The organism is Mycobacteroides sp. LB1, from assembly GCF_013449725.1.
Classification (GTDB): Bacteria; Actinomycetota; Actinomycetes; order Mycobacteriales; family Mycobacteriaceae; genus Mycobacterium.
Genome location: NZ_JACCFF010000004.1, coordinates 77,549 through 97,799, shown reverse-complemented (window position 1 = coordinate 97,799; position 20,251 = coordinate 77,549). Strand labels below are relative to the sequence as shown.

24 protein-coding genes and 1 tRNA gene are annotated in these 20,251 nt (G+C 65.1%); 8 read left to right on the top strand and 17 right to left on the bottom strand.

Annotated elements, in window-relative coordinates; translation table 11 throughout:
• Nucleotides 1-6: 6 nt before the first annotated feature.
• Both MLB1_RS16650 and MLB1_RS16645 read right to left on the bottom strand, forming a co-directional pair.
• A complete protein-coding gene (locus MLB1_RS16650; protein WP_180750960.1) occupies nt 7-690 on the bottom strand; it encodes a TetR family transcriptional regulator in 684 nt (227 codons plus the stop codon).
• A gap of 85 nt (nt 691-775) precedes the next feature.
• Nucleotides 776-1,921 carry a pyridoxal phosphate-dependent aminotransferase gene (locus MLB1_RS16645; RefSeq protein WP_180750959.1) on the bottom strand — a complete coding sequence of 382 codons (1,146 nt, stop codon included), beginning with the start codon at nt 1,919-1,921 and terminating at the stop codon, nt 776-778.
• A 72-nt stretch (nt 1,922-1,993) separates the two neighbouring features.
• On the opposite strand from MLB1_RS16645, the gene MLB1_RS16640 reads away from it, so the two are divergent.
• Both MLB1_RS16640 and MLB1_RS16635 read left to right on the top strand, forming a co-directional pair.
• Nucleotides 1,994-2,800 (top strand): alpha/beta hydrolase, encoded by an 807-nt coding sequence (locus MLB1_RS16640; protein WP_305803606.1) that lies wholly within the window; start codon nt 1,994-1,996, stop codon nt 2,798-2,800.
• Nucleotides 2,801-2,862: 62 nt separating this feature from the next.
• Entirely contained in the window at nt 2,863-3,672 is an 810-nt protein-coding gene (locus MLB1_RS16635; protein ID WP_180750957.1) for an alpha/beta hydrolase, read from the top strand.
• Here the strand turns inward: MLB1_RS16635 and MLB1_RS16630 are convergent.
• The 3 genes from MLB1_RS16630 to MLB1_RS16620 are packed head-to-tail and all read right to left on the bottom strand — an operon-like array spanning nt 3,669 to nt 6,203.
• Nucleotides 3,669-4,295, bottom strand: a complete 627-nt coding sequence (locus tag MLB1_RS16630) for a hypothetical protein (protein ID WP_180750956.1) — start codon at nt 4,293-4,295, stop codon at nt 3,669-3,671. The two genes, MLB1_RS16635 and MLB1_RS16630, sit on opposite strands and share 4 nt — an antisense overlap.
• A 20-nt stretch (nt 4,296-4,315) precedes the next feature.
• Nucleotides 4,316-5,575, bottom strand: coding sequence for a phosphoribosylamine--glycine ligase (purD, locus tag MLB1_RS16625; protein WP_180750955.1), 1,260 nt, complete (start codon nt 5,573-5,575; stop codon nt 4,316-4,318).
• Nucleotides 5,576-5,606: 31 nt separating this feature from the next.
• Nucleotides 5,607-6,203, bottom strand: a complete 597-nt coding sequence (locus tag MLB1_RS16620) for a TetR/AcrR family transcriptional regulator (RefSeq protein ID WP_180750954.1) — start codon at nt 6,201-6,203, stop codon at nt 5,607-5,609.
• A 109-nt stretch (nt 6,204-6,312) separates the two neighbouring features.
• Between MLB1_RS16620 and MLB1_RS16615 the strand changes: the two genes are divergently transcribed.
• On the top strand, nt 6,313-8,091 hold the full coding sequence (locus MLB1_RS16615; RefSeq protein ID WP_180750953.1) for an amidohydrolase family protein: 1,779 nt from the start codon (nt 6,313-6,315) through the stop codon (nt 8,089-8,091).
• A complete protein-coding gene (locus tag MLB1_RS16610; RefSeq protein ID WP_180750952.1) occupies nt 8,088-8,942 on the top strand; it encodes an alpha/beta fold hydrolase in 855 nt (284 codons plus the stop codon). Before MLB1_RS16615 ends, MLB1_RS16610 begins: the two co-directional genes overlap by 4 nt.
• Nucleotides 8,943-8,945: 3 nt before the next feature.
• On the opposite strand, the gene MLB1_RS16605 is transcribed toward MLB1_RS16610, so the two are convergent.
• The gene (locus tag MLB1_RS16605) at nt 8,946-9,839 is read right to left on the bottom strand and encodes a LysR family transcriptional regulator (protein ID WP_180750951.1); all 894 of its coding nucleotides are present in this window, start codon (nt 9,837-9,839) and stop codon (nt 8,946-8,948) included.
• 72 nt (nt 9,840-9,911) lie between these two features.
• On the opposite strand from MLB1_RS16605, the gene MLB1_RS16600 reads away from it, so the two are divergent.
• Both MLB1_RS16600 and MLB1_RS16595 read left to right on the top strand, forming a co-directional pair.
• Nucleotides 9,912-10,868: an EamA family transporter gene (locus tag MLB1_RS16600; RefSeq protein WP_180750950.1), complete on the top strand. Its 957-nt coding sequence runs from the start codon at nt 9,912-9,914 to the stop codon at nt 10,866-10,868.
• Nucleotides 10,869-10,898: 30 nt separating this feature from the next.
• Nucleotides 10,899-11,303: an HIT family protein gene (locus tag MLB1_RS16595; protein WP_180750949.1), complete on the top strand. Its 405-nt coding sequence runs from the start codon at nt 10,899-10,901 to the stop codon at nt 11,301-11,303.
• On the opposite strand, the gene MLB1_RS16590 is transcribed toward MLB1_RS16595, so the two are convergent.
• A complete protein-coding gene (locus tag MLB1_RS16590) occupies nt 11,275-12,759 on the bottom strand; it encodes a HAMP domain-containing sensor histidine kinase (RefSeq protein ID WP_180750948.1) in 1,485 nt (494 codons plus the stop codon). The genes MLB1_RS16595 and MLB1_RS16590 overlap by 29 nt on opposite strands.
• Nucleotides 12,759-13,499: a response regulator transcription factor gene (locus tag MLB1_RS16585; protein WP_358148403.1), complete on the bottom strand. Its 741-nt coding sequence runs from the start codon at nt 13,497-13,499 to the stop codon at nt 12,759-12,761. Before MLB1_RS16585 ends, MLB1_RS16590 begins: the two co-directional genes overlap by 1 nt.
• Before the next feature lie 132 nt (nt 13,500-13,631).
• Here MLB1_RS16585 and MLB1_RS16580 point away from each other — a divergent pair, with 132 nt between their 5' ends.
• A complete protein-coding gene (locus MLB1_RS16580; protein WP_180750947.1) occupies nt 13,632-14,390 on the top strand; it encodes a hypothetical protein in 759 nt (252 codons plus the stop codon).
• Nucleotides 14,391-14,398: 8 nt separating this feature from the next.
• On the opposite strand, the gene MLB1_RS16575 is transcribed toward MLB1_RS16580, so the two are convergent.
• The 5 genes from MLB1_RS16575 to MLB1_RS16555 form a co-directional block, all read right to left on the bottom strand.
• Nucleotides 14,399-14,797: an HNH endonuclease gene (locus tag MLB1_RS16575; RefSeq protein ID WP_180751253.1), complete on the bottom strand. Its 399-nt coding sequence runs from the start codon at nt 14,795-14,797 to the stop codon at nt 14,399-14,401.
• Between the two features lie 51 nt (nt 14,798-14,848).
• Nucleotides 14,849-14,920, bottom strand: a tRNA-Thr gene (locus MLB1_RS16570).
• A 122-nt stretch (nt 14,921-15,042) separates the two neighbouring features.
• Nucleotides 15,043-15,390: a DUF202 domain-containing protein gene (locus tag MLB1_RS16565; RefSeq protein WP_180751252.1), complete on the bottom strand. Its 348-nt coding sequence runs from the start codon at nt 15,388-15,390 to the stop codon at nt 15,043-15,045.
• Nucleotides 15,387-16,424 carry a pyridine nucleotide-disulfide oxidoreductase gene (locus tag MLB1_RS16560; protein ID WP_180750946.1) on the bottom strand — a complete coding sequence of 346 codons (1,038 nt, stop codon included), beginning with the start codon at nt 16,422-16,424 and terminating at the stop codon, nt 15,387-15,389. The genes MLB1_RS16565 and MLB1_RS16560 overlap by 4 nt, the downstream gene beginning before the upstream one ends.
• A 150-nt stretch (nt 16,425-16,574) precedes the next feature.
• The gene (locus tag MLB1_RS16555) at nt 16,575-17,993 is read right to left on the bottom strand and encodes a PPE domain-containing protein (RefSeq protein WP_180750945.1); all 1,419 of its coding nucleotides are present in this window, start codon (nt 17,991-17,993) and stop codon (nt 16,575-16,577) included.
• Between the two features lie 166 nt (nt 17,994-18,159).
• On the opposite strand from MLB1_RS16555, the gene MLB1_RS16550 reads away from it, so the two are divergent.
• A complete protein-coding gene (locus tag MLB1_RS16550; protein ID WP_180750944.1) occupies nt 18,160-18,966 on the top strand; it encodes a class I SAM-dependent methyltransferase in 807 nt (268 codons plus the stop codon).
• A gap of 27 nt (nt 18,967-18,993) precedes the next feature.
• Here MLB1_RS16550 and MLB1_RS16545 read toward each other — a convergent pair whose 3' ends face one another.
• From MLB1_RS16545 to MLB1_RS16530, 4 genes are all read right to left on the bottom strand, one after another.
• On the bottom strand, nt 18,994-19,218 hold the full coding sequence (locus tag MLB1_RS16545) for a heavy-metal-associated domain-containing protein (protein WP_180750943.1): 225 nt from the start codon (nt 19,216-19,218) through the stop codon (nt 18,994-18,996).
• 68 nt (nt 19,219-19,286) lie between these two features.
• Nucleotides 19,287-19,577, bottom strand: a complete 291-nt coding sequence (locus tag MLB1_RS16540) for a WXG100 family type VII secretion target (RefSeq protein WP_180750942.1) — start codon at nt 19,575-19,577, stop codon at nt 19,287-19,289.
• Nucleotides 19,578-19,610: 33 nt separating this feature from the next.
• Nucleotides 19,611-19,904, bottom strand: coding sequence for a type VII secretion protein EsxS (locus tag MLB1_RS16535; protein ID WP_180750941.1), 294 nt, complete (start codon nt 19,902-19,904; stop codon nt 19,611-19,613).
• 38 nt (nt 19,905-19,942) lie between these two features.
• Complete coding sequence (locus MLB1_RS16530; protein ID WP_180750940.1) at nt 19,943-20,251, bottom strand: PE family protein; 309 nt, start codon at nt 20,249-20,251, stop codon at nt 19,943-19,945.

Here is a 20,251-nt window from a genome sequence, read left to right as displayed (position 1 = left end):
AAGAGTCTATGGGGGGTAGGAAATCGACTCTGCCATCTGCTCCACTTCCAGTGGGGCGAGTACGTCCATGACGTCCACCAGCATCGCCGTCGCCGTCGCCTGCGGGCTGCTCGCGGCTTCGGTGAGCGCACCCACAATCGCGCCATCGATCGTCGAAATCAGCACCGCAACATGCTCGTTATCGATGGACCGGCCTGAGCGGCGAACCACTTGCGCCACCGCTTCGTCCCGTTGGTCGCGCAACCGCTGCTGTACCTCGCGCAATTCGGGATGGCGGCTGCAGGCCAGCTCACGCTCATACCGCGACACCAGCTGTTCCCCACCGCCGAAGCCCGGCGTGCCGAACAACAGGTCCACCACCGCCTCGGCAGTGGCGGCGGCGCCGCGACGCCGGTACTGAACCAACGACAGCCGTTCCTGGATCTGTTCCAGCTCGTGTGCCCCTGCATGCTCGACGGCCCGCGCGATGAGGTCTTCAAGCGAGGAGAAGTAATACGTGGTGGAGGCCAGCGGCAGGCCCGCACGCTGCGCCACCGCACGGTGGCGTACCGCATCAATACCATTCTCCCGCAACAGCTCAGCGGCGGCACTGATCAGCGCACGCCGCCGTCGCTCCCCTTTCGGGGTAGCTTGGGGACGGTGCACGGCGCTCCCGTGCGGGAACACCTCCACCTGCTGCCTGACCGTCACGCCAAGTCATGCTGCCAGCAGCGACGCATCCCCACGGGCGTTTTGCGCTATCTCGTGCAAGCAGTCGGCGTCAGCCGCCGCCGACTCACGTGCCCAGCCTCTCCAATGCCTCCTCGATCGCGTCTCCGCTCCCGGCGAAGCTCAACCGGACGGTGTGGTGGCCGTGCGCGGTATCGAAGTCGATACCCGGTGCAACGGCTACCCCCGTGCGCGCCAACAAGTCCGCGCACCACTGTTCGGCATTATCGGTCAGGTGCTCAATATCGGCATAGGCATAGAACGCGCCGTCGGGCGGGGCGATCTTGGTGATACCCGCGGCCGCAAGACCGTCGATGAGCAGCGTCCGGTTGGCGGCGTACCGACGCACATGTCCGTCGAGCTCGACGCGCGCCTCGGGGCTGAACGCCGCCAGCGCACCGTACTGGGAGACGGCGGGCGGACAGATGGTGAAGTTGGAGGACAACCGGTCGACGGCGCGCAGGAAACGGCGCGGCACCAGCATCCAGCCCAGCCGCCAGCCCGTCATCGAGAAGTACTTGGACACCGAACCCATCACGATCGCTTCACGGCTGAATTCCCATGCACTGGAAGTCTTTTGATCGCCATAGGACAGTCCGTGGTAGATCTCGTCGGATATCAGCAGGGTGCCGTTGGCCTCGCACCATAACGCGAGTGCCTCCAGCTCCGTCGCGTCGATGATGGTGCCGGTCGGGTTGGCGGGGCTGGCGACGATGAGACCGGCGGGCGGTTTATCGAGTGCCTCCAACATCGCCACCGTCGGCTGGTATCGCGTCTCCGGTCCGGAGTCGATCTCGATGACCCGGCAGCCCAGTGCGGCAAGACAATTGCGGTATGCGGGATATCCGGGGCGCGTCATCACCACGGTGTCCCCGATATCGAAAGCCGCCAGGAACAACAGCGTAAATCCACCCGAGGATCCGGTGGTGACGACGACGTCGTCCGCGGAGACGTCGATACCCGATCGCTCCCGGTGATACTCGGCGATCGCCGCACGCAGTTCCGGCAGTCCCAGTGTTTCGGTGTACCCGAGCACGTGCGTACCGAGGGCCTCCCGCACCGCGTCGAGAACCACCGCGGGGGCACCCGTCGACGGCTGGCCGGCAGCCAGGGAGATCAGGTCCCCATGCGTGCGCTGGCGCGCGGCCGCCGCCGTCAGCACGTCCATGACGTAGAACGGTGGAACGTCCGATCGCTGCGAGAGACCTGCCATGAATCGACGGTATCGAACGCTCGGCAAGATGCTCTTCGCGCTAGCGCTCATCGCCCGGGCATGATGGTCGACATGCGTGATCTGTCCCGACGCTCTCTGCTCAAGCTCGGCGCGGCGACCGGAGCCGGTGCCGCCCTACTCGGCACGGGAGGTTTCCCGGCCCGCGCCGATGGTGCCATCTCCGCGGGTTCCTTCGTCTCGGCCGCCCGCGGCGGTGTGGGCACCGAATGGCGGATCGCCCGGCCGCCCGGTGTCACCGGCCCGATCCGGCCCATCATCGCGCTGCACGGCAAAGGTCAGACGGCCGCAGGCGTCATGGAAGGCGGCGTGCAGAACATGCTGGCGCAGGCCGTGGCCTCGGGCGCCAAGCCGTTCGCCCTCGCGAGCGTGGACGGTGGCGGCGGCTACTGGCACAAGCGGGCCTCAGGCGAGGACTCCGGCGCCATGGTGCTCAATGAATTCATCCCGCTGCTGGCCGAGCAGGGGCTGGACACCTCACGCGTCGCATTCCTGGGCTGGTCGATGGGCGGATACGGTGCCATGCTGCTCGGCTCGCGCCTGGGCGCTGGGCGCACCGCCGCCATCACCGCCGTCAGCCCGGCGCTGTGGACGTCCTCGGGTGCTGCCGCACCAGGCGCCTTTGACGGCCCTGACGACTACGCCGCGAACTCGGTGTGGGGGCTGGCGGCCCTGAACTCGATTCCGCTGCGTATCGACTGCGGTGACAGCGATCCGTTCTACAGCGCTACCAAACAGTTCATCGCGCAGCTGCCCACACCACCCGCGGGCGGATTCAGTCCCGGCGGCCATGACGGCTCCTTCTGGAGCTCGCAGATCGGCGCGGAAATGGCATGGATGGCGCCGCTGCTCACCGCGTGACGCCGGTGACCGGATAACCAACGACCTCGACGGGTTTGCCATCCGCTGGCATTATGGCGGCCGTGACCGATATGAGCCGTCGCCGCCTGCTGCAGATGGGTGCCACGCTCGGGGCCGGTGCTGCGCTTCTCCCGGCGCTCGCGGCGCCTGCTCGGGCCGCCGCCGATGTCACCAGCGGATCGTTCATCTCCGAGGCTCGCGGGGGCATTCCCACCGGGTGGAAGATAGCCAGGCCACCCGGGGTCGATTGGCCCGTACGGCCGGTGATCATGCTGCACGGCCGTGACGAGAACGCCGACCGGACCATCTACTGGGGTTACGAGCGGATGCTCGGGGATTTGGTCGCGGCGGGAGCCCCGCCCTTCGCGGTCGCCGCGATCGACGGCGGCAACAGCTACTGGCACCCCCATGCGAACGGTGACGATCCCGGCGCCATGATCATCAACGAGTTCATCCCGATGCTCGCCGAGCAGGAAGGTCTCGACGTGTCCCGGGTCGCCTTCATGGGCTGGTCCGCGGGCGGGTACGGCGCGCTTCTCAACGGCGCGCGCCTGGGTGGCCCACGGACAGCCGCCGTCGCCGCGGTCAGCCCGTCAATATGGCTGTCCTATCCGGAAGCCACCGCCGACGCCTTTGACAACGAGGAGAACTGGGAAGAGAACACCGTTTTAGGGCGGCCCCAGCTGAACGGGATGCCGATATGGGTGTCGTCCGGGTTCAATGACAGGTTCTACACTGCCAGTAAGGTTTTCGCCGAGCAGCTCCCGGCGACTCCCGCCGGCGAATTCGGTCCGGGCGCACACGAGGGCGGGTACTGGCTATCGCAGGTCCCGCTCGCACTCAGCTGGATCGCACCGATCCTGGCCGCTTAGAGTCCCGGATTCGGAGGGACCTCGAAAGTCGTTGAGGGTTCCTTGGGCGCCTGAACGCATCGGACCGTCCACCAGTTCGCAATCGAACCCGACCGTCGGTCCTCGCACTGATGTACTTGTTCCTGCCTGATGCCTTCGAAGTCGCGAGTCGTATTACAGGAACGCGCCGCCGATTGATGAGCGAACCCGTAGCGGAGGACCAACGCGTCGACCGAGAGAAGGCCGTCACGCCGGGTGATCTTGTCGGCCAACACCAGGTTCTGTTCGGTCATGCCACGGATGTCCGCCTCCAACGTCAGTCCATGTTCGGCATGACTGTCGGGCAGCAGCACCCGCAACGACTCTGTCTCGCGCCGCAATGCCAGACCGAACGCTGATGCAGCGACGCGGACCCGCTCGTCCTCCCACGACCAGGTGCGACGCTTTGTCAGTTTCGAGAAGTCGTCGTACTCGAGGGTGGCACGTTCGCTGACAGCGAGAAAGGCGGTACACAACGACAATTCGTGGGCATCAGGAGCCGGCACGGCCTGTGATCGATTCGACCTCCAGCTCGCCGCCAGCAGCACGATCGCGATGAGAACCACGGCCACCGAACCAACCGCAAACCAACCTCGGCGCCCCATCAGTCCCCCTTGTCATCCGCCTAGACGCTGATACGCCCTTCGGCGGCGGCCAGCCCGATATCGCTGCGGAAGTGGCTGCCCGGCAGACGAATTGCCTTGACCTTCGCGTACACATCGGCGCGCGCGGCCCCTAGATCTGCGCCGGTGCCGACCACCGACAGCACCCGTCCACCGGAAGACACGACGGCGCCGTCCTCACGACGGGCAGTCCCGGCGTGCAGCACACCCTCGCCCTCGGAGCCGGTGATCACGTCGCCGGTGCGCGGACGCAACGGATAGTTCTCGGCGGCCAGCACCACGGTGACGGCACTGCCGTTCTGCCAGCGCAGCGGGCCGAAGTCGTGGAGAGTCCCGGTCGCGGCGGCATTCAACAGCTGCCCCAGTGGCGATTCCAGCAGCGCCAGCACCGCCTGAGTTTCGGGATCGCCGAAGCGGCAGTTGAATTCGACGACGGAGGGACCGTTCGAGGTGATCGCCAGCCCCGCATACAGGACTCCCGTAAATGTGCTGCCGCGCTTAACAAGCTCAGCGGCAACGGGTTTGACGAGAGTGTCCACAATCTCGGTTACCACCGCCTCGGGTAGCCAGGGCAGCGGACTGTAGGCACCCATGCCGCCGGTGTTCGGGCCCGTGTCGCCGTCGCCCACCCGCTTGTGATCCTGAGCCGGCAGCAGCGGCACGACTGTCTCGCCGTCGACGATGCACAGCAGGGACACCTCGGGCCCGTCGAGGAAGGACTCCAGCAGCACCGGATGCCCGTCGTCGAGCAGGCTCGCAGCGTGCGCCCGGGCCGCGGCCCGATCGTCGGTGACCACCACGCCCTTGCCCGCGGCCAGCCCGTCGTCCTTGACCACCCAGGCCGGCTCGCCGGCGAACCGGTCCAGGGCCGCATCGAGATGCGCTGGGTTGTCCACGATTTCGCTACGCGCGGTGCGCACTCCGGCGGCGGTCATGACGTCCTTGGCGAAAGCCTTGGACCCTTCGATACGCGCGGCGTTGGCCGACGGACCGAAGCATGCGATGCCTGCCGCACGCACGGCGTCGCCGACGCCGAGCACCAGCGGGACCTCGGGGCCGATGATCACGAGATCCACGTTCAACTGCGCGGCCAGCGCCACGACCTCGGTACCGGAGCCGATGTCCACCGCGTGCTGTTCGGCGACGGCAGAGGTCCCGGCATTACCGGGGGCTATCGCCAGATAGTCCACCTGCGGGTCGCGCCGCAGCGCGAGCGCCAAAGCGTGTTCACGGCCACCGGACCCAATGACAAGGACGCGCATGCCCCGACCCTATCGGTCGGGGTATGGCTGGCTATGCATCCGGGCGGTATCCCCGCAGGAGTTTGGCGAGCAGCGCGTCCCTACCTGCGACCAGCTCCGGGTAGGGGCGCAGCGTCTTCACCAGTGCCTCCCCGTCGAACATATCGGTGATCATGAACACCAGCGTGACGAGCTCCGCTTCGGACAATCGGTCGGTGCCCGGCACCGATCGCGCCAGCCCAACCATTTGGGCGCCGTACTCGGCCACCGCGACCTGCAGGGTCGCGCGCAACTGTTCGTCGGTGCGCGCAGCGACCATGAGTTCGTACAGCACCGCGTTGATGGGCTCCTCCTTGAGCGCCCGCATCACGGCCATCACGTCCACAAATTCGGTGAGACGATCCCCCGCCTCATCGAACTGCGCCCGCACCGTGGCCAGCTGGCGGCGCAAGGTCTCGCGCGCCACCGCGCCCATGAAATCGCCGACCGTCGGGAAATGCCGGAACAGCGCCCCGTACGACAGCCCCGCACGCCGGGCGATTTTCTGCACGGAGGCACGTGAATATCCCAGCTCAGCGATGGTGTCGATACCGGAATCGAGCAGCCGCGCAATGGTCGACTCTCGACGCTCAGCTTGGGTGCGGCTCACGGGTGCACACTAGAGGAATGCGACACGAATGTGGCGCCCATCACTAACATTGTGATTGGTTGCCATCTTTTTTAGACTCTCGGTAACACCCAACGAAGGGCAGCCCCCCATGAGCGATTACGACCTCATCATTCGCGACGGCCTCTGGTTCGACGGCACCAAGTCCGAGCCGCGCCAGGCCAACCTCGGCATCAAGGATGGACGGGTGGCGACGGTCTCGACTGCTGCGCTCGATGAGACCGATTGCCCAGAGGTTATCGACGCCGCCGGCAAATGGGTGCTGCCCGGGTTCGTCGATATCCACACCCACTACGACGCCGAGGTGCTGCTCAACCCGGGCCTCGACGAGTCCGTTCGGCACGGCGTCACCACCATCGTGTTGGGCTGCTGCTCCATGTCGACGGTCTACGCCAAGCCCGAGGATGCGGCCGACCTGTTCAGCCGCGTGGAGGCGGTGCCGCGTAAGCATGTGATCGGCGCCCTCAACGAGTTCCAGGACTGGACCGATCCGGAGAGCTACGTCAAGAAGATCGACGCTCTCCCCCTCGGCCCGAATGTGACATCTTTCCTTGGGCATTCAGATCTGCGTACCGCCGTCATGGGGCTGGGACGGGCCACCAACAACTGGTCGTTCCCCACTCGCAAGGAACTCGACCGCATGGCCGACATGCTCGACAAGGCACTCGATGCCGGGATGCTCGGCATGTCCGGCATGGACGCCCCCATCGACAAGCTCGACGGCGACCGCTACCGCTCGCGGGCACTGCCATCGACCTACGCGTGGTGGCATGAGCGCTGGCACCTCATCAACGTGCTACGCAAGCGTGACCGCATCCTGCAGAGCGCCCCGAACATCGAAAACCCGCTGACCGCCGTGTTGTTCTTCCTGTCCTCGGGAACCCGTTTCTTCAAGCGTCGCAAGGCCGTTCCGGTCAGCCTGCTGGTGGCAGCCGACTCCAAGAGCATCAAGGGCGCGAACGTGTTCTTCAGCGCCGCGGCGGCGATCGGTAACAGGTTCTTCAAGTCCAACGTCAAGTTCCAGCACCTCCCGGTGCCGTTCACCCTCTACTCCGACGGTATCGACCTGCCGGTGTTCGAGGAGTTCGGCGCCGGTACCGCGGCGCTACACATTCGCGAGCAGCTCGAACGCAACAAGCTGATGGCCGACAAGACCTACCGCCGCAAGTTCCGGCGCGAATTCGCCATCAAGAAGCACAAGCCGGGCCTGTGGCACAAGGACTTCTACGATGCCAGCGTCGTCGAATGCCCCGATGCCTCGCTGATCGGCAAGACCTTTGGGCAAATCGCCGACGAGCGCGGTATCCAGCCGCTCGACGCCTTCCTCGACGTGCTGGTCGAGAACGGCGAAAAGAACGTCCGGTGGACCACTGTCGTCGGCAACCATCGCCCCAAGGTCCTCGACGAGATGGCCAAGGACCCCAACTTCCAGATGGGCTTTTCCGATGCCGGTGCGCACCTGCGCAACATGGCGTTCTACAACTTCGCGCTGCGCTTCCTCAAACGCATGAACGACGCGCAGAAGGCTGGGAAAACCGTGCTGCCCCTTGGCCATGCGGTACACCGGCTCACGGGCGAACTATCCGACTGGTTCGGCCTGGACGCCGGACATCTACGTGAGGGTGACCGTGCCGACTTCGTCGTCATCGACCCCACGAAGCTGGACGACACGGTCGACGCCTACAACGAGGCAGAGGCTCCGTTCTTCGACAACCTGTCTCGCATGGTGAACCGCAACGACGAGACCGTCGTGGCCACCGCGATCAGCGGCAAGGTGGTGTTCCGCCTGGGCGAGTTCATCGCGGGCTACGGACGAGACTTGCAAACCGGCCACTACCTCAAGGCCGGTGAGAAGCTCGCCGTCCGATGAGCGGGCTCGGCAGCTTCACCAATGACGGGCTGACCTTCGACGTCCTGGACGAGGGCCCCATCGATGGCCCGGTAATCATTGCGCTGCACGGTTTTCCGGAACGCGCGACGATGTGGGAAGAGGTCATCCCAAAGCTGACTGCGGCCGGCTTCCGGGTGCTGGCGCCCAATCAACGGGGTTACTCCGCGGGCACCCGGCCCATTGGGGTGAAGAACTACACCCTGGACAAGCTGGCCGGAGACGTTATTGCGCTCGCCGACCAGGCCGGTGTCGAAAAATTCCATGTCTTGGGCCATGACTGGGGCGCTGCGGTGGCCTGGCAGGTCGCGGGAGTCCACGGTGACCGGGTGCACACCGCGTCCGTGCTGTCGGTGCCACACCCGCGCGCATTCCGGGATGCGATGCCGCGCGGCCAGATTCTGCATTCCTGGTACATGCTCTTGTTCCAGATCCCGAGATTCCCCGAATGGCTGTTCATCTTCAGCGACAGGGAGGCATTCGGCCGCTTCGGCAAGAAGTGGATGAAGGTATCCGACCGGCTGGCCGAACGTACCCGGGAGTTGTTGAACGAGCCCGGAGCTGCCACCGCGACGGTGAATTGGTATCGGGCGATGCGTTATTCACTGCGGTCGCCGGCGCCGAAGGTCCGGGTGCCCACCCTCTTCATCTGGAGCGACGGGGATGCCGCAGTGACCCGTGCGGCCGCCGACGCCAATCCCAAGTACGTCGACGCACCCTACCGGTTCGAGGTCTTCGAGGGCGTGTCCCACTGGATTGCCGAGGAACGGCCCGACGAGACCGCTGCGTTGGTGCTGGAGCACATCCGGGAGCACAGCGAGCACTCCGTCTAACACTTACCGCGATTCCAACACGGCCGCCGCGTCCTGCAACCCGCGGATGGTCGCGGCAATCGCCGGGCGGTGCTGGGCACCGGGGCGGGCCAGTACCTCATACAGCCGCCCCGCGCGGACCTCACGGATGACGAGACGCGCCACCCGCGGGCTCCGGCTCACGTACCGCGGCATCAGTGCGATGCCGTGGCCGTGCGCCACCATGTCTTCGACAATCTGAAAATCCTTGAACCGGAATCGGACTCGAGGACGGATGCCCGTCGATACCCCGAGCGAGACCAGCACGTCATCTACCGGGAAGCCCTCGGGGACACTGATCCAAGTCTCGTCGGCCAGCTCGTCCGGTGTGACCGAACCACGCCCCGCCAGCGGGTGATCCCTGTGCACCAAGAGATCGATCGGCTCCCGCATCAGCGTCATCGACCACACCCGCGCCGACCGCAGGGCGGCGGCCAGCTCGTCCCGGTGGGTGACGACTATGTCGTACTCGGTCAACAGCCCGGGGGCCTCGCTGTACGTCACGTCCTCGTCGCCCGGGCGCACGTCCACCACACCCTCGACCGCCGCCACCAGCCGCGGCAGCAGCAGGCTGCCACCAGACGGGAACGACGCGATCCGCACGACCGGCTGGGTCCCCTCCCTATACGTCACCATCTCCTCGGCCGCGTGGTCGACGGCGGCAATCACCTCGTCGGCGCGCAGCACGAGGGCACGGCCGGCTTCCGTGAGCGCGATTCCCCGTCCGGCCTGCCGCAATAACGGCACACCGGCCTCACGTGACAAGACCTTCAGTTGCTGCGATACCGCCGAGGGGGTGAGCCTCATCGCGTCGGCCACCTCGCCGACGGTGCCACGGTCGGCAAATTCGCGGAGAATCCGCAGGCGGCGCACTTCCATGAAGAAAATCTACATTAATAGTGCACATTAATTAGATTGTGCTAAATCGATTGAGTACGCAGGATCGACGGCATGACCACTCGGCACCGGCTCCTCGGACTGACTGTCGCAGTGTTGTGGGGCCTGAACTTCGTGGCGATACATGCGGGGCTCGAGCATTTCCCGCCGGTCTTCTTCGCCGGGCTGAGGTTCGCGGTGCTCGCGATCCCGGTGATCCTCTTCGTGCCCCGACCGCGGGTGCCTTTGCGGTGGTTCCTGCTGTACGGGATCGGCTTCGGCACCATCCAGTTCGCCTTCCTGTTTCTGGCCATGGCGAACGGAATGCCGACGGGGCTCGCCTCCCTGGTGCTGCAAGCATCGGCACCGTTCACGGTGATCCTGGGCGTGCTGTTGCTCGGCGAACGGATGTCGGGTCTGCAGATCGCGGGTATCGCCCTCGCGATGGGTGGCATGGCGCTGATCGCGGCCGATCGTGCCGTGCACGGCGCATCGGCCGCAGTGGTCCCGGTGATCCTGACGCTACTCGGCGCCCTGGGCTGGGCCTTCGGCAACATCGCGAGTCGAAAGGCTATGGCAGACAACAGCGATCCGCAAACAGCGCTGCGGCTCACGCTCTGGATGTCGGTGGTGCCGCCGATCCCGCTGTTCGCGCTGTCAGCGGTCGCCGAGGGGCCGTCCGCCGGATGGCGCGCGCTGACGTCAATCACTGAGCGCAGCGGGCTCATCGCCCTCGCCGGCCTGGCCTACATCGTGCTGCTGGCCACCATCGTCGGCCTGGGCCTGTGGACCTATCTCATGGGCCGGTACCCCGCGAGCCGGGTCGCACCGTTCTCGCTGCTGGTTCCGGTGGTCGGGATCACCGCCTCGTGGCTTGCCCTCGGAGAGCAGCCGACCGCCGCGGAGCTCGTGGGGGCGGTCGTGGTGATCGCCGGATGCCTGATCGGGATGACGGCGCGCCCCGCCGCCACCCCCGCGGTCGATTTCAGCGAGGTGCGTGACCCTGCGCCCCATGAACTGTCCCCGGCCTGAGCCGCCCGCACGAGCCACTAACCTAGGGGCATGTCCAGCGTCTTCACGAAGATCATCAACGGAGAACTACCCGGTCGATTCGTCTATGAGGACGACGATGTGGTCGCGTTTCTGACCATCGCGCCGATCACCCCCGGCCACACCCTGGTGGTGCCGCGCGCCGAGATCGATCAGTGGCAGGACATCGACGGGGATACTTTCGCGAAGGTCAATGTCGTGGCCCAGAAAGTCGGCCGCGCCATCCGCACGGCGTTCGACGCACCGCGTGCCGGCTACATCATCGCGGGTATGGAGGTGCCACACCTGCATGTGCACGTGTTCCCCGGTTACACGCTGACCGATTTCAGCTTTGAGAACGCCGACCCCAACCCGTCACCGGAATCTCTCGACGAGGCACAGGCCAAGATCAAGGCTGCGCTGGCTCAGATCGACTAGCCCGCAAAATCTTTGGCTCGGGTTCGTCGGCTTCTGGTTCGTCGTCGGTCATATCGGCACGCGGCAGTCGCACCTCGAATCGGCAGCCCTCGCCGGGAGCCGTGTGCACGGTGACGGTGCCGCCGTGCGCAGCGGTAAGGGCGTCGACGATCGACAGCCCGAGCCCGGTGCCGCCGCTGCTGCGGGTGCGCGACGTGTCCGCCCGATAGAAGCGCTCGAAGACACGTTCGGCGTCCGTCGTCGTCATACCGGGCCCGGCGTCGATGACCTCCAGAATCGCGTCATCGCCCACGGTTCCAACCCTTACCCGGACGGCCGCGACGGTATGCCCCAGCGCGTTGCTCACCAGGTTGCCGAGCACCTGCCGCAATCTCAGCTCATCGCCGATGACCTCGGGGGTGCCGGGGCCGTCGAAGACTTCAAGCTCGATATCACGTTCGGGCGCAGTGGCTTTCGCGTCATGCACCGCATCGGTGGCCAATACCAGCAGGTCGACGAGCCGCTGCTCCATGGGCCGGTGCGCATCGAGTCGCGCCAGCAGCAGCAGGTCCTCCACCAGCTGCCCCATGCGGGTTGACTCACCTTCGATTCGACCCAGCACCAGCTCGGTATCGGTGGCCGCGCCCTGACGGTATAGCTCCGCATAACCACGAATGGTGGTCAGGGGTGTGCGCAACTCGTGACTGGCATCGGTGATAAACCGGCGCATGCGCTCCTCGGAGGTGCGTGCCGTCTTCGCCGACTTCTCCGAGTCGGCCACCGCACGCTGGATTTGTGCAAGCATTCCGTTGAGCGCCAACGACAATCGCCCGACCTCGGTGCGCGGGTCGCGTTCGGGTACCCGGCGATCGAGGTGTCCCGCAGCGATATCCGCCGCCGTCGCCTCCACCTCGCTCAGCGGTCGCAAGCTGCGATGCACCAACCAATATCCGGCGATACCGAGCACTGTCAGCACGGCCGCACCGATAGCAACCTGCAGCCACAACAGGTCCCGAACGGTGGTACGGACATCGGTGATATCGCGTGCGACGGTCGTGTACCCGCCCATCACATCGTGACGGGAGACCGCACGCCACTCTGTTCCCGAACCGTCCGACGACTGCACCGTCACGGGACGGCCACCCACATCGTTGTCGAGCGGCAAGCCCGGATCGGCCCGGGCACGGTCATTGAGCATGATGACCACCCGTCCGTGGTCATCAGTTGTCCGGATAAAGAACAAAGACGGAGGCCGATGGCGGTTGGTGTCGAAGGCGGGGGGTGGAGGAGGAGGCCGATTCGCCCACCCGTTGGCGGCGTCGATCAGCTCGCGATCCGCACGATTCATCATCGTGCGCTCCATCGTGGTGGTCACCGCGATACCGGAGGCCACCAGCCCGAGCGCGACCAGAACCAAGGTTCCGACCACGAGGCTCACCCGAAGCGGTACACCCCGACGCACGCCGGGGACTGCCATTAGCGCGGCTCGCGCAGTACGTATCCCACGCCACGAAGCGTATGTAATAACCGCTTCTCGCCATTGTCGATCTTGCGCCGCAGATATGAGACGTAGGACTCGACGACATTCACGTCGCCGCCGAAGTCGTACCGCCACACGTGGTCGAGAATCTTGGGCTTACTGAGCACCGTGCCCGCATTGATCATGAAGTACCGCAGCAGGGTGAATTCGGTGGGCGAGAGCGCCACCGGCTCACCGGCCTTCCAGACCTCATGGGTGTCCTCGTCGAGTTCTATATCGGCGAAGCTCAGCCGCGACTTGCGGGCGGGCTCGGAGCCCATCCCAGAGCGCCGGAGGATCACACGCAGCCGGGCGACGACCTCTTCCAGGCTGAACGGTTTGGTCACATAGTCATCAGCACCGAGGGTCAGCCCGGCGATCTTGTCCTGCAGACCGTCACGGGCGGTCAAGAACAGCGTCGGGGCATCGATCCCGTCGGCACGCAGGCGGCGCAGGACACCGAACCCATCCATGCCAGGCATCATCACGTCGAGGATCACCGCATCGGGGCGGACGGTACGCGCCAGATCCAGGGCGGCGGCCCCGCTATCGGCGGTATAGACGTCAAACCCCTGAAATTTCAGACTGACAGACAGCAGCTCGACAATGTTCGATTCATCGTCGACCACCAGCACCTTGGCGGGCGTGGTGCCGTTGATCGGGAATGTGCCTGGGTGTGTCGTCTCCACGGTGCTCACCACTGACAATCTTCTCCCTATTTTTTACAGAGTGCTGGATCTCCGCTGTGAAGTTCCTGTGAGTTCTTCACAGGAGATTGTCAGCCAACTTTTAGCGACCCCACCGGACGTTCTGGGCCTTACAGTTGTGCCATGAAGCTGGTGTCGCTGATCACAGCGCCGCTCAAGGTGTCGCTGGCGGTTGCTGACGCCGGCCTGGCGATGGCCACCAAGGCGATTGATACCGGGCGCGAGGTGCTCGCCGCGATCCCCGACGGACAGCCGCACGACGGCCCGGATGACGCCCCCGGCGCCGGGCTGGTTGGCACCGTCGAATCCCTGTTGGCGATGGTCGGCCGCAAGAGCCCACTGAGCTCGGCAATGAGGGTCGCTGAGCTCATGGAGGAGGACAAACCGCTGGGCCGGGCGCTACGACCCGGAGGGCCGGCGGAACGCATCATGGCTCCCGGCGGGTTAGCCGACCGGCTCACCGAACCCGGCGGTGTGCTCGACCGACTCTTCGCCAAGGGCGGCCCTGTCGACCGACTGACCGCCCAGGAAGGCGCCCTGGACCGGGCACTGGCACCGGGTGGGCTCGTCGACCAGCTGCTCGCCGAGGACGGCATCCTCGAGCGGCTGATGCGCGAGGAAGGCGTCCTGGACAAGTTCACCGCCAAGGACGGCCCGCTGCAGCAGCTGGCCAATCTTTCGGAGACGGCCGCCAAGCTGGCGCCCAACATCGACGCGCTGACGCCCACCATCGAGCTGCTGACCGATACCGTCTCGGCCCTCAGTTCTGTGGTCTCGCCGCTTGGCGGGTTCCTGCCGCGCCGTAGGCCCTCCCGGCCGTCGAGCCCATCCAGCTCGCCGCGACCGATACGGTCCGAGCGCGTTATCGAAGGTGAGATCTAGCGGGCGGGCTAGTACGACTTTCCGTCCGCATAGCGCTGCCGGCGAAAACTGCGGCCATTGCCGCGATTGCGGCTCTTGTAGGTCGGCAGTTGCGAGTCGCAGTTCGGGCAGACGAGCCGGAGATTCTCTCGACAATTGTTTTCCGGGTTTCCGTCGATATGGTCCAAGACCAGTACGAGCGGGGAGTCTTGCCAGATGCTCGCTCCGCTGCAGATCGCGCAACGGCCCGATTGAGCCTCGGCGAGAAAGAGCCGAATGAAGTGGCTCTGCTCGCTGCGCACCCGGGCCTCACCGGACTCGAGCCACAGTCTGGTACTGGCGTCGCGTCGGGCTACCGCCTGACAAGCATTGCCGCAATAGATCTTCTGGCTTCGCATGGAAAGTGTTGCGCCGCAAGCAAGGCACAGTCTCATGGGCTGAAATTACGTGACGGCACCGACATGCCGGATAGCGCGTTGAGCCCCCTGTCAGGATTGAACTGACGACCTTCGCTTTACAAGAGCGGTGCTCTACCACTGAGCTAAGGAGGCAATGGAACGTCCTACAGTTTAGCGGTCTTCGTCCACGCTGCGTTCGGAGACCGCCGCACGCAGCCAGGTACTGCCGCGACAGCAGTCCTGACGAATCCCCACGCTCGATGTCACTCAGGGGCTCAGCCCTTAACGAGCAGCGCCACCAGCAGCACAACCATCCCCAGCAGCAGCGCACTGAGGAATGTCGGCATATGGCTGGGCGGCAGGTCGGCATCGCATCGCATGGCTTCTTGTACCCGACGCCGCCGCCTCGCGGCCGCCATCGCCAGCACGCCGCCCGTGATGACCAGCAGGATGCTCGTCACATGCCGGGCACCCGGAATCCAGAACTCGGGAACGAACTGCATGAGTGCGACACCGCTGGCGATCAGTGCCAGCGAGGTGCGCACCCAGGCCAGATATGTCCGCTCGTTGGCGAGCGTGAATCGGTAATCGGGTTCAGCACCAACGGATTCGCCGACAGTCACGAGCCGTACTTCAGCCACAGCGGCAGGGTCTTGTTGAGGCGCTCCATGAACTTCTGGAGGCCCACCCGGTACTCCCCGAAGCCCATAGGGTCAATCCGGTACTCCGGGAACGCAATTCCGACCCCGAACAGACCGGGCGCGATGATCCCGTTGGCCGCATTGCACTCCAGCTGCCCCCACTGCGGCGTGGCGGGAAGGGACCTGGGACTGAATCCCACGGTGTACACCGCGTAGTCGCAGCTCTGGAGCATCTCCTGGAAGTGCGCACCGTCGACCGAACATCTTTCCAGCCGGTCCGGCAGCACCCCGTCGATGTTCTCCCGCGCCCAGCGTGCCGCCTCACCTTTCAGCCCCACATCGTCGAAGAGCGTCCAATCCCCCATGTCGACCGCGTAGCGCAGCGGGCCGCGGTAGAAGTTGATCACCTTGGCCGCGGAGCCTGCCAGCAGGTTGGGCAAGGCGATCATGCTTGAGTGCGATGAGCCGAACACGGCAACGGTGGCTCCCTCCAACGGCTGCTCGGCGAGCTTCTCGGGATTCAGCGCCGCCTCGATCGGGATCTCGTTCAACCAGGGGTAGTCGAGTTTTTTGGCGGCCGATCCAACCGCCAAAATCACGTTCTTTGAGGTGATGTCACCTTGCTCCGTCTGCACGGTCCACCGGCCGCCGTGCAGCGAAAGGCCCGTAGCGGTGGTGCGCAGGGCGCTCACCTGCGCACAGAGTTGCCCCGTTATCCAGACCAGCGGGTCCGCCACATCCCCGAGCAGGCAGGTGTCTGTGGGCGCGAAGTCGTTCAGCGCGAAATGCGGTGCGTGGGCGAAGCGGAAGGACGCCGCGCCCGTCAGGTAACCGATGAACAGCTTCACCGACGTATTGCTCGGTACCGCACGCCATTTCGCGCCCAGGTCACCTGCGGAGAATGACGGGTCGATCCAGGCGATCGAACCTGGTGGCACCCCGTGATCAAGGAGCTTTCCCACCGCCGCGATTCCTCCGGGTCCCGCGCCGACCACTGTCCACCCGTACTCACTCACTGTTCTGCCCTTCTCTGCGTGGAAAATCCAAGAACACCACCGCCAGTAATTCCGGTGACTGTCTTCGATTGTTCGGCGCAAAAGCGGCCGTGAGTAGTGACTAATCCGAGAGCAGCTCCAAAGTTTTACTTATAAACACAGGTAACGGGTCTACAGCTGCTCCCCGTTATCGGCCTCCCAGGTGCTCGGGAGCATCGGAACCACCTGCCGGGTGTCGTCGGATGAGAGCCTGACGGTCCTCGCGGTGTGCGCAGTGGAGACAGCGGGCGCCGTACCGGCGAAGCCGAGTGGACCGGCACCCCGGCCGGTCGCGGTGTGATCCGTGGTCTCGATACCGGTCGAGTAGTCGGCCGTGGCACGCATATCGCCTGTCTCTTCCAGGTATTCGTAACGCTGGCCTCCGATACGGGCCTTGTTCTTGCTGCGCAGCCTGCGCCGAGCCGGTGCCACCGCCGCAACACTTGCCGCTGCGGCGGCATCGACGGTGTCGACCGCGGTATCCGATGATTTCGTGGTGCCCTTGGGGCCAAAGCTCACCCCTGGCGGCACCAAACCGGGTATGGCGTAACTGATTCCGGCGGCCGGCGCAGGAGTACCGGCGGCGGTCGAGGCCGGCGCGCTCGGCGCGGGCGTAACCGTCGATGACCCACCCGAAGGGGTGGTGGGCATGGCAGGCATGGGCACAGCAGCGAGGTTCGGCTCCGCGTGGTGCGCCGGTCGGGGCATCGGCCTGTCGCCCGATGGCGCCGTCACCGGTACCGGAAGTGCCGCCGCAGCGGGCCGCAGGTGTATCAGTGCCGCCAAGCCGCTGAGTCCGCTGAGGGCGGGAATCAGAAAGGGCAGCAGATACGAGGCGTAGTACGGATACCAAAGGAGGTCATAGAGGAACAGCATGATCACGGCCAGAACGGCCGAGGTCGCCGGATTGAAGCCCATCTTCTCGAACCACTGTTGAAAGCCTTGCAGCATCTTCGTGATCTGGTCCGGTGAACCCGGGCTATCCGATTGGTCACTGCGGGCTTCACCGCCGGGCCCCAGAATGGGGGGCGCCTGTTGAGTGGGTGGCATCGCCGATGTCATCGCCTCGGCGGTCGCCTGGTAGGTGCTCATGGTGAGCGCCGCCTGCACCCACATGCGGACATAGTCGGCTTCATTGAGCGCGATGGGAATGGTGTTGATTCCAAAGAAGTTCGTGCCGACCAGGACTCCATGCGTGACGTGGTTGGCGGCCAACTCCGCAAGCGTGGGCATGGCCGCGAGCGCGCTGCCGTAGGCCGCTGCGGTTGTCTCGTGTTGTGCGGCAATGACACCACTCTCAACCGCGGCCTGTTCCAGCCAGGCCAGGTAGGGCCCATGGGAGGCCACATACTGCGAGGCACTGGGACCCTGCCAACTGCTCGCCTGCACGCCGGCCAGCACCTGGGTCAGCTCGACCGCCGTGCGCGCGTAGTTGTTCCCGAGCTCTTGCCATTGCATGGCGGCGGCCAGCACCGCTCCCGGGCCCGGGCCGGCACTCAACAACGCCGAATGCACCTCCGGAGGCTCAGCCATCCACATCGGTGCCGTCACACTCCGCCTCCCCGCTGAATGGGCGCAAGCAGTTTCACGCCACCGTAGGAGTAGTCGGACAGCACGCCGGAAAGTTCCGAACAATCAGAATCGGCGTCCTAAATCACATTTACCGTTGCGCGACAGCGATTCCCACCTACTGTTGCCGTCCCGTACAGTCAGGCCCATGACAGCCATCGACGCTCGCCACCTCGACGGTGTGTCCGAGACCGCGCTCCTCACCCTGCACCAACGGGCAACCGAGGCGGCTCGGCCGGACGGCATTCTCAATGACCCCATGGCGATCACACTGCATGCCGATCTTGACTACGACTTCCAGCACTTCGGCCGCACTCATCAAGCTACGGCCTTGCGCGCCTTGATATTCGATCGCGCCACGCGCGAGTACCTGGCCATGAAACCGCGCGCCTGTGTAGTTGCCCTGGCGGAGGGGCTGCAGACGAGCTTCTGGCGTGTAGACAACGGTGAGCTCACCTGGCTGTCGGTGGACCTGGAGCCCATTGTGCGGCTGCGCCGGCAGCTGCTCCCACCGTTGGACCGGTTGCGGTATTGCGCCCAGTCCGCACTCGACTACTCGTGGATGGATCAGGTCGACGACGCCAACGGTGTGCTGATTACCGCCGAGGGCCTGTTCCAGTACTTGGATCGCGATCTGGTGTTCGATCTGATCGCAGCGTGTGCCAAGCGTTTTCCCGGCGGCAGGCTGGTCTTCGACTCCGTACCGAAGTTCCTGAGCACCCACTCACAGCGCGGCATGAAGCTCAGCGAGCACTACGTCGTGCCACCAATGCCGTTCTCGTTCACCGCAAATCAATACGAGGAGCTACGCGCCATCCCCGGCATCCGCAACGTGCGCGAACTGGGGATGCCTGCCGGGCGCGGCAAGGTACTGCGGTGGGCCGGCCCGCTGCTATACGCGTTGCCCGGACTCGACCGGCTGCGGGCACCTCATACGGTTATCGAATTCGGCTGATCTACCGGCACTTCCAGTTGGAAGTCGCTATCCGGCGGCAACGGCGAAATCGCCTCCAGCCCTGACGAGCGTGTCGTGGACTTCTTCGACCGACAGCACGCTGTCGGACAGGACACGCACCGTCGACGCACCCTTGGGATCCAGGTCAACCGTCACTTCCCGCACCGGGTCGAGTGCGGTCAGGGCCTCGGTGACCCCCATGACGCATGAGTTGCAGTGCATCCCGCTGACGGCGAAGATCTGCTCAGACATGTTGTTTTTCCTCCTGAAATAGTTACTGACAACGGCTTTGATGGGGCTGGGAAGCAACGTCAGGGCGTTTATGCGCCCCATTTGGCTCCTTCGGCCATGTCGCGGGCGTTCATGGACAGGGTGTTGGTTTCGTGGGTGTTGCCCATGGCGCGGTAGGCGCGGATGAGTTCTTCCATGGCGGTGTTCCATTGGGCTTGCCAGGCGGCTTGGCTCATGGAGGTGTCGCCGTGCCAGACCGCTTGTAGGGAGGCTTGTTGGGCGGCCAGGTCGGCGCCCAGGGCGGTCAGGACACCGGAGTAGGTGTTCATTTCCCCGGCGTGTGCGAGCATCGCGGGGTAGTTGAAAGTGATCTGCGACATCTAGGTGGCCTCTTTCTTTTTCTGGTTCGGGGGTTACATGCCGCCGTAGCGGCTGGCGGCGGCGGCGTCTTCGGCGACGTAGGTTGCGGCGGCATCACCGAGGTTGAGCTGGGCGATATCGAGTAGGGCGTTGACTTTGGCGGCGACTTCCACGAATCGGGCGTGTGCGCTTTGGAAGGCCAGCGAGGATTCCCCGACGTGGAAGGCCTGTGCGGACATCGCGGCGGTCTCGGCTTGGGAAATCGTGGAACGCATCAGTGCGGTCTTGGCCCCGAAGGTGCCCTCAGCGGCCACCAAAGCCGGGATGTGTGCATCAAGCAAACTCATACGAACCTCTCCTCAATCATGTTGTGTTGGAACGATCTCTATGCGATTCCCGGCATATACGTTGCGGCGGCCTGCATATCGCCAACGGTGTAACTCGTGGCGGCCTCGGTGACCCCCACCCCTGCCCGGCCCAGCTCGTAGACGGCACCGGTGCCGGCGCCACTGCGCTCGACCCCATGAGCGCTGAACACCGCCGCACTCTGGATCGATACGGGGTCAGCGGCCGGTGGCACCACCATGCTGATCACGGGCGCGGCAGCGGCATGAACCGCAGCAAGCCGTGCGGTCAGGGCCTCGACCGCGGCACTGGCGGCGGCCAGTCCCTCGGGAACGACGTTGAGGTTCAT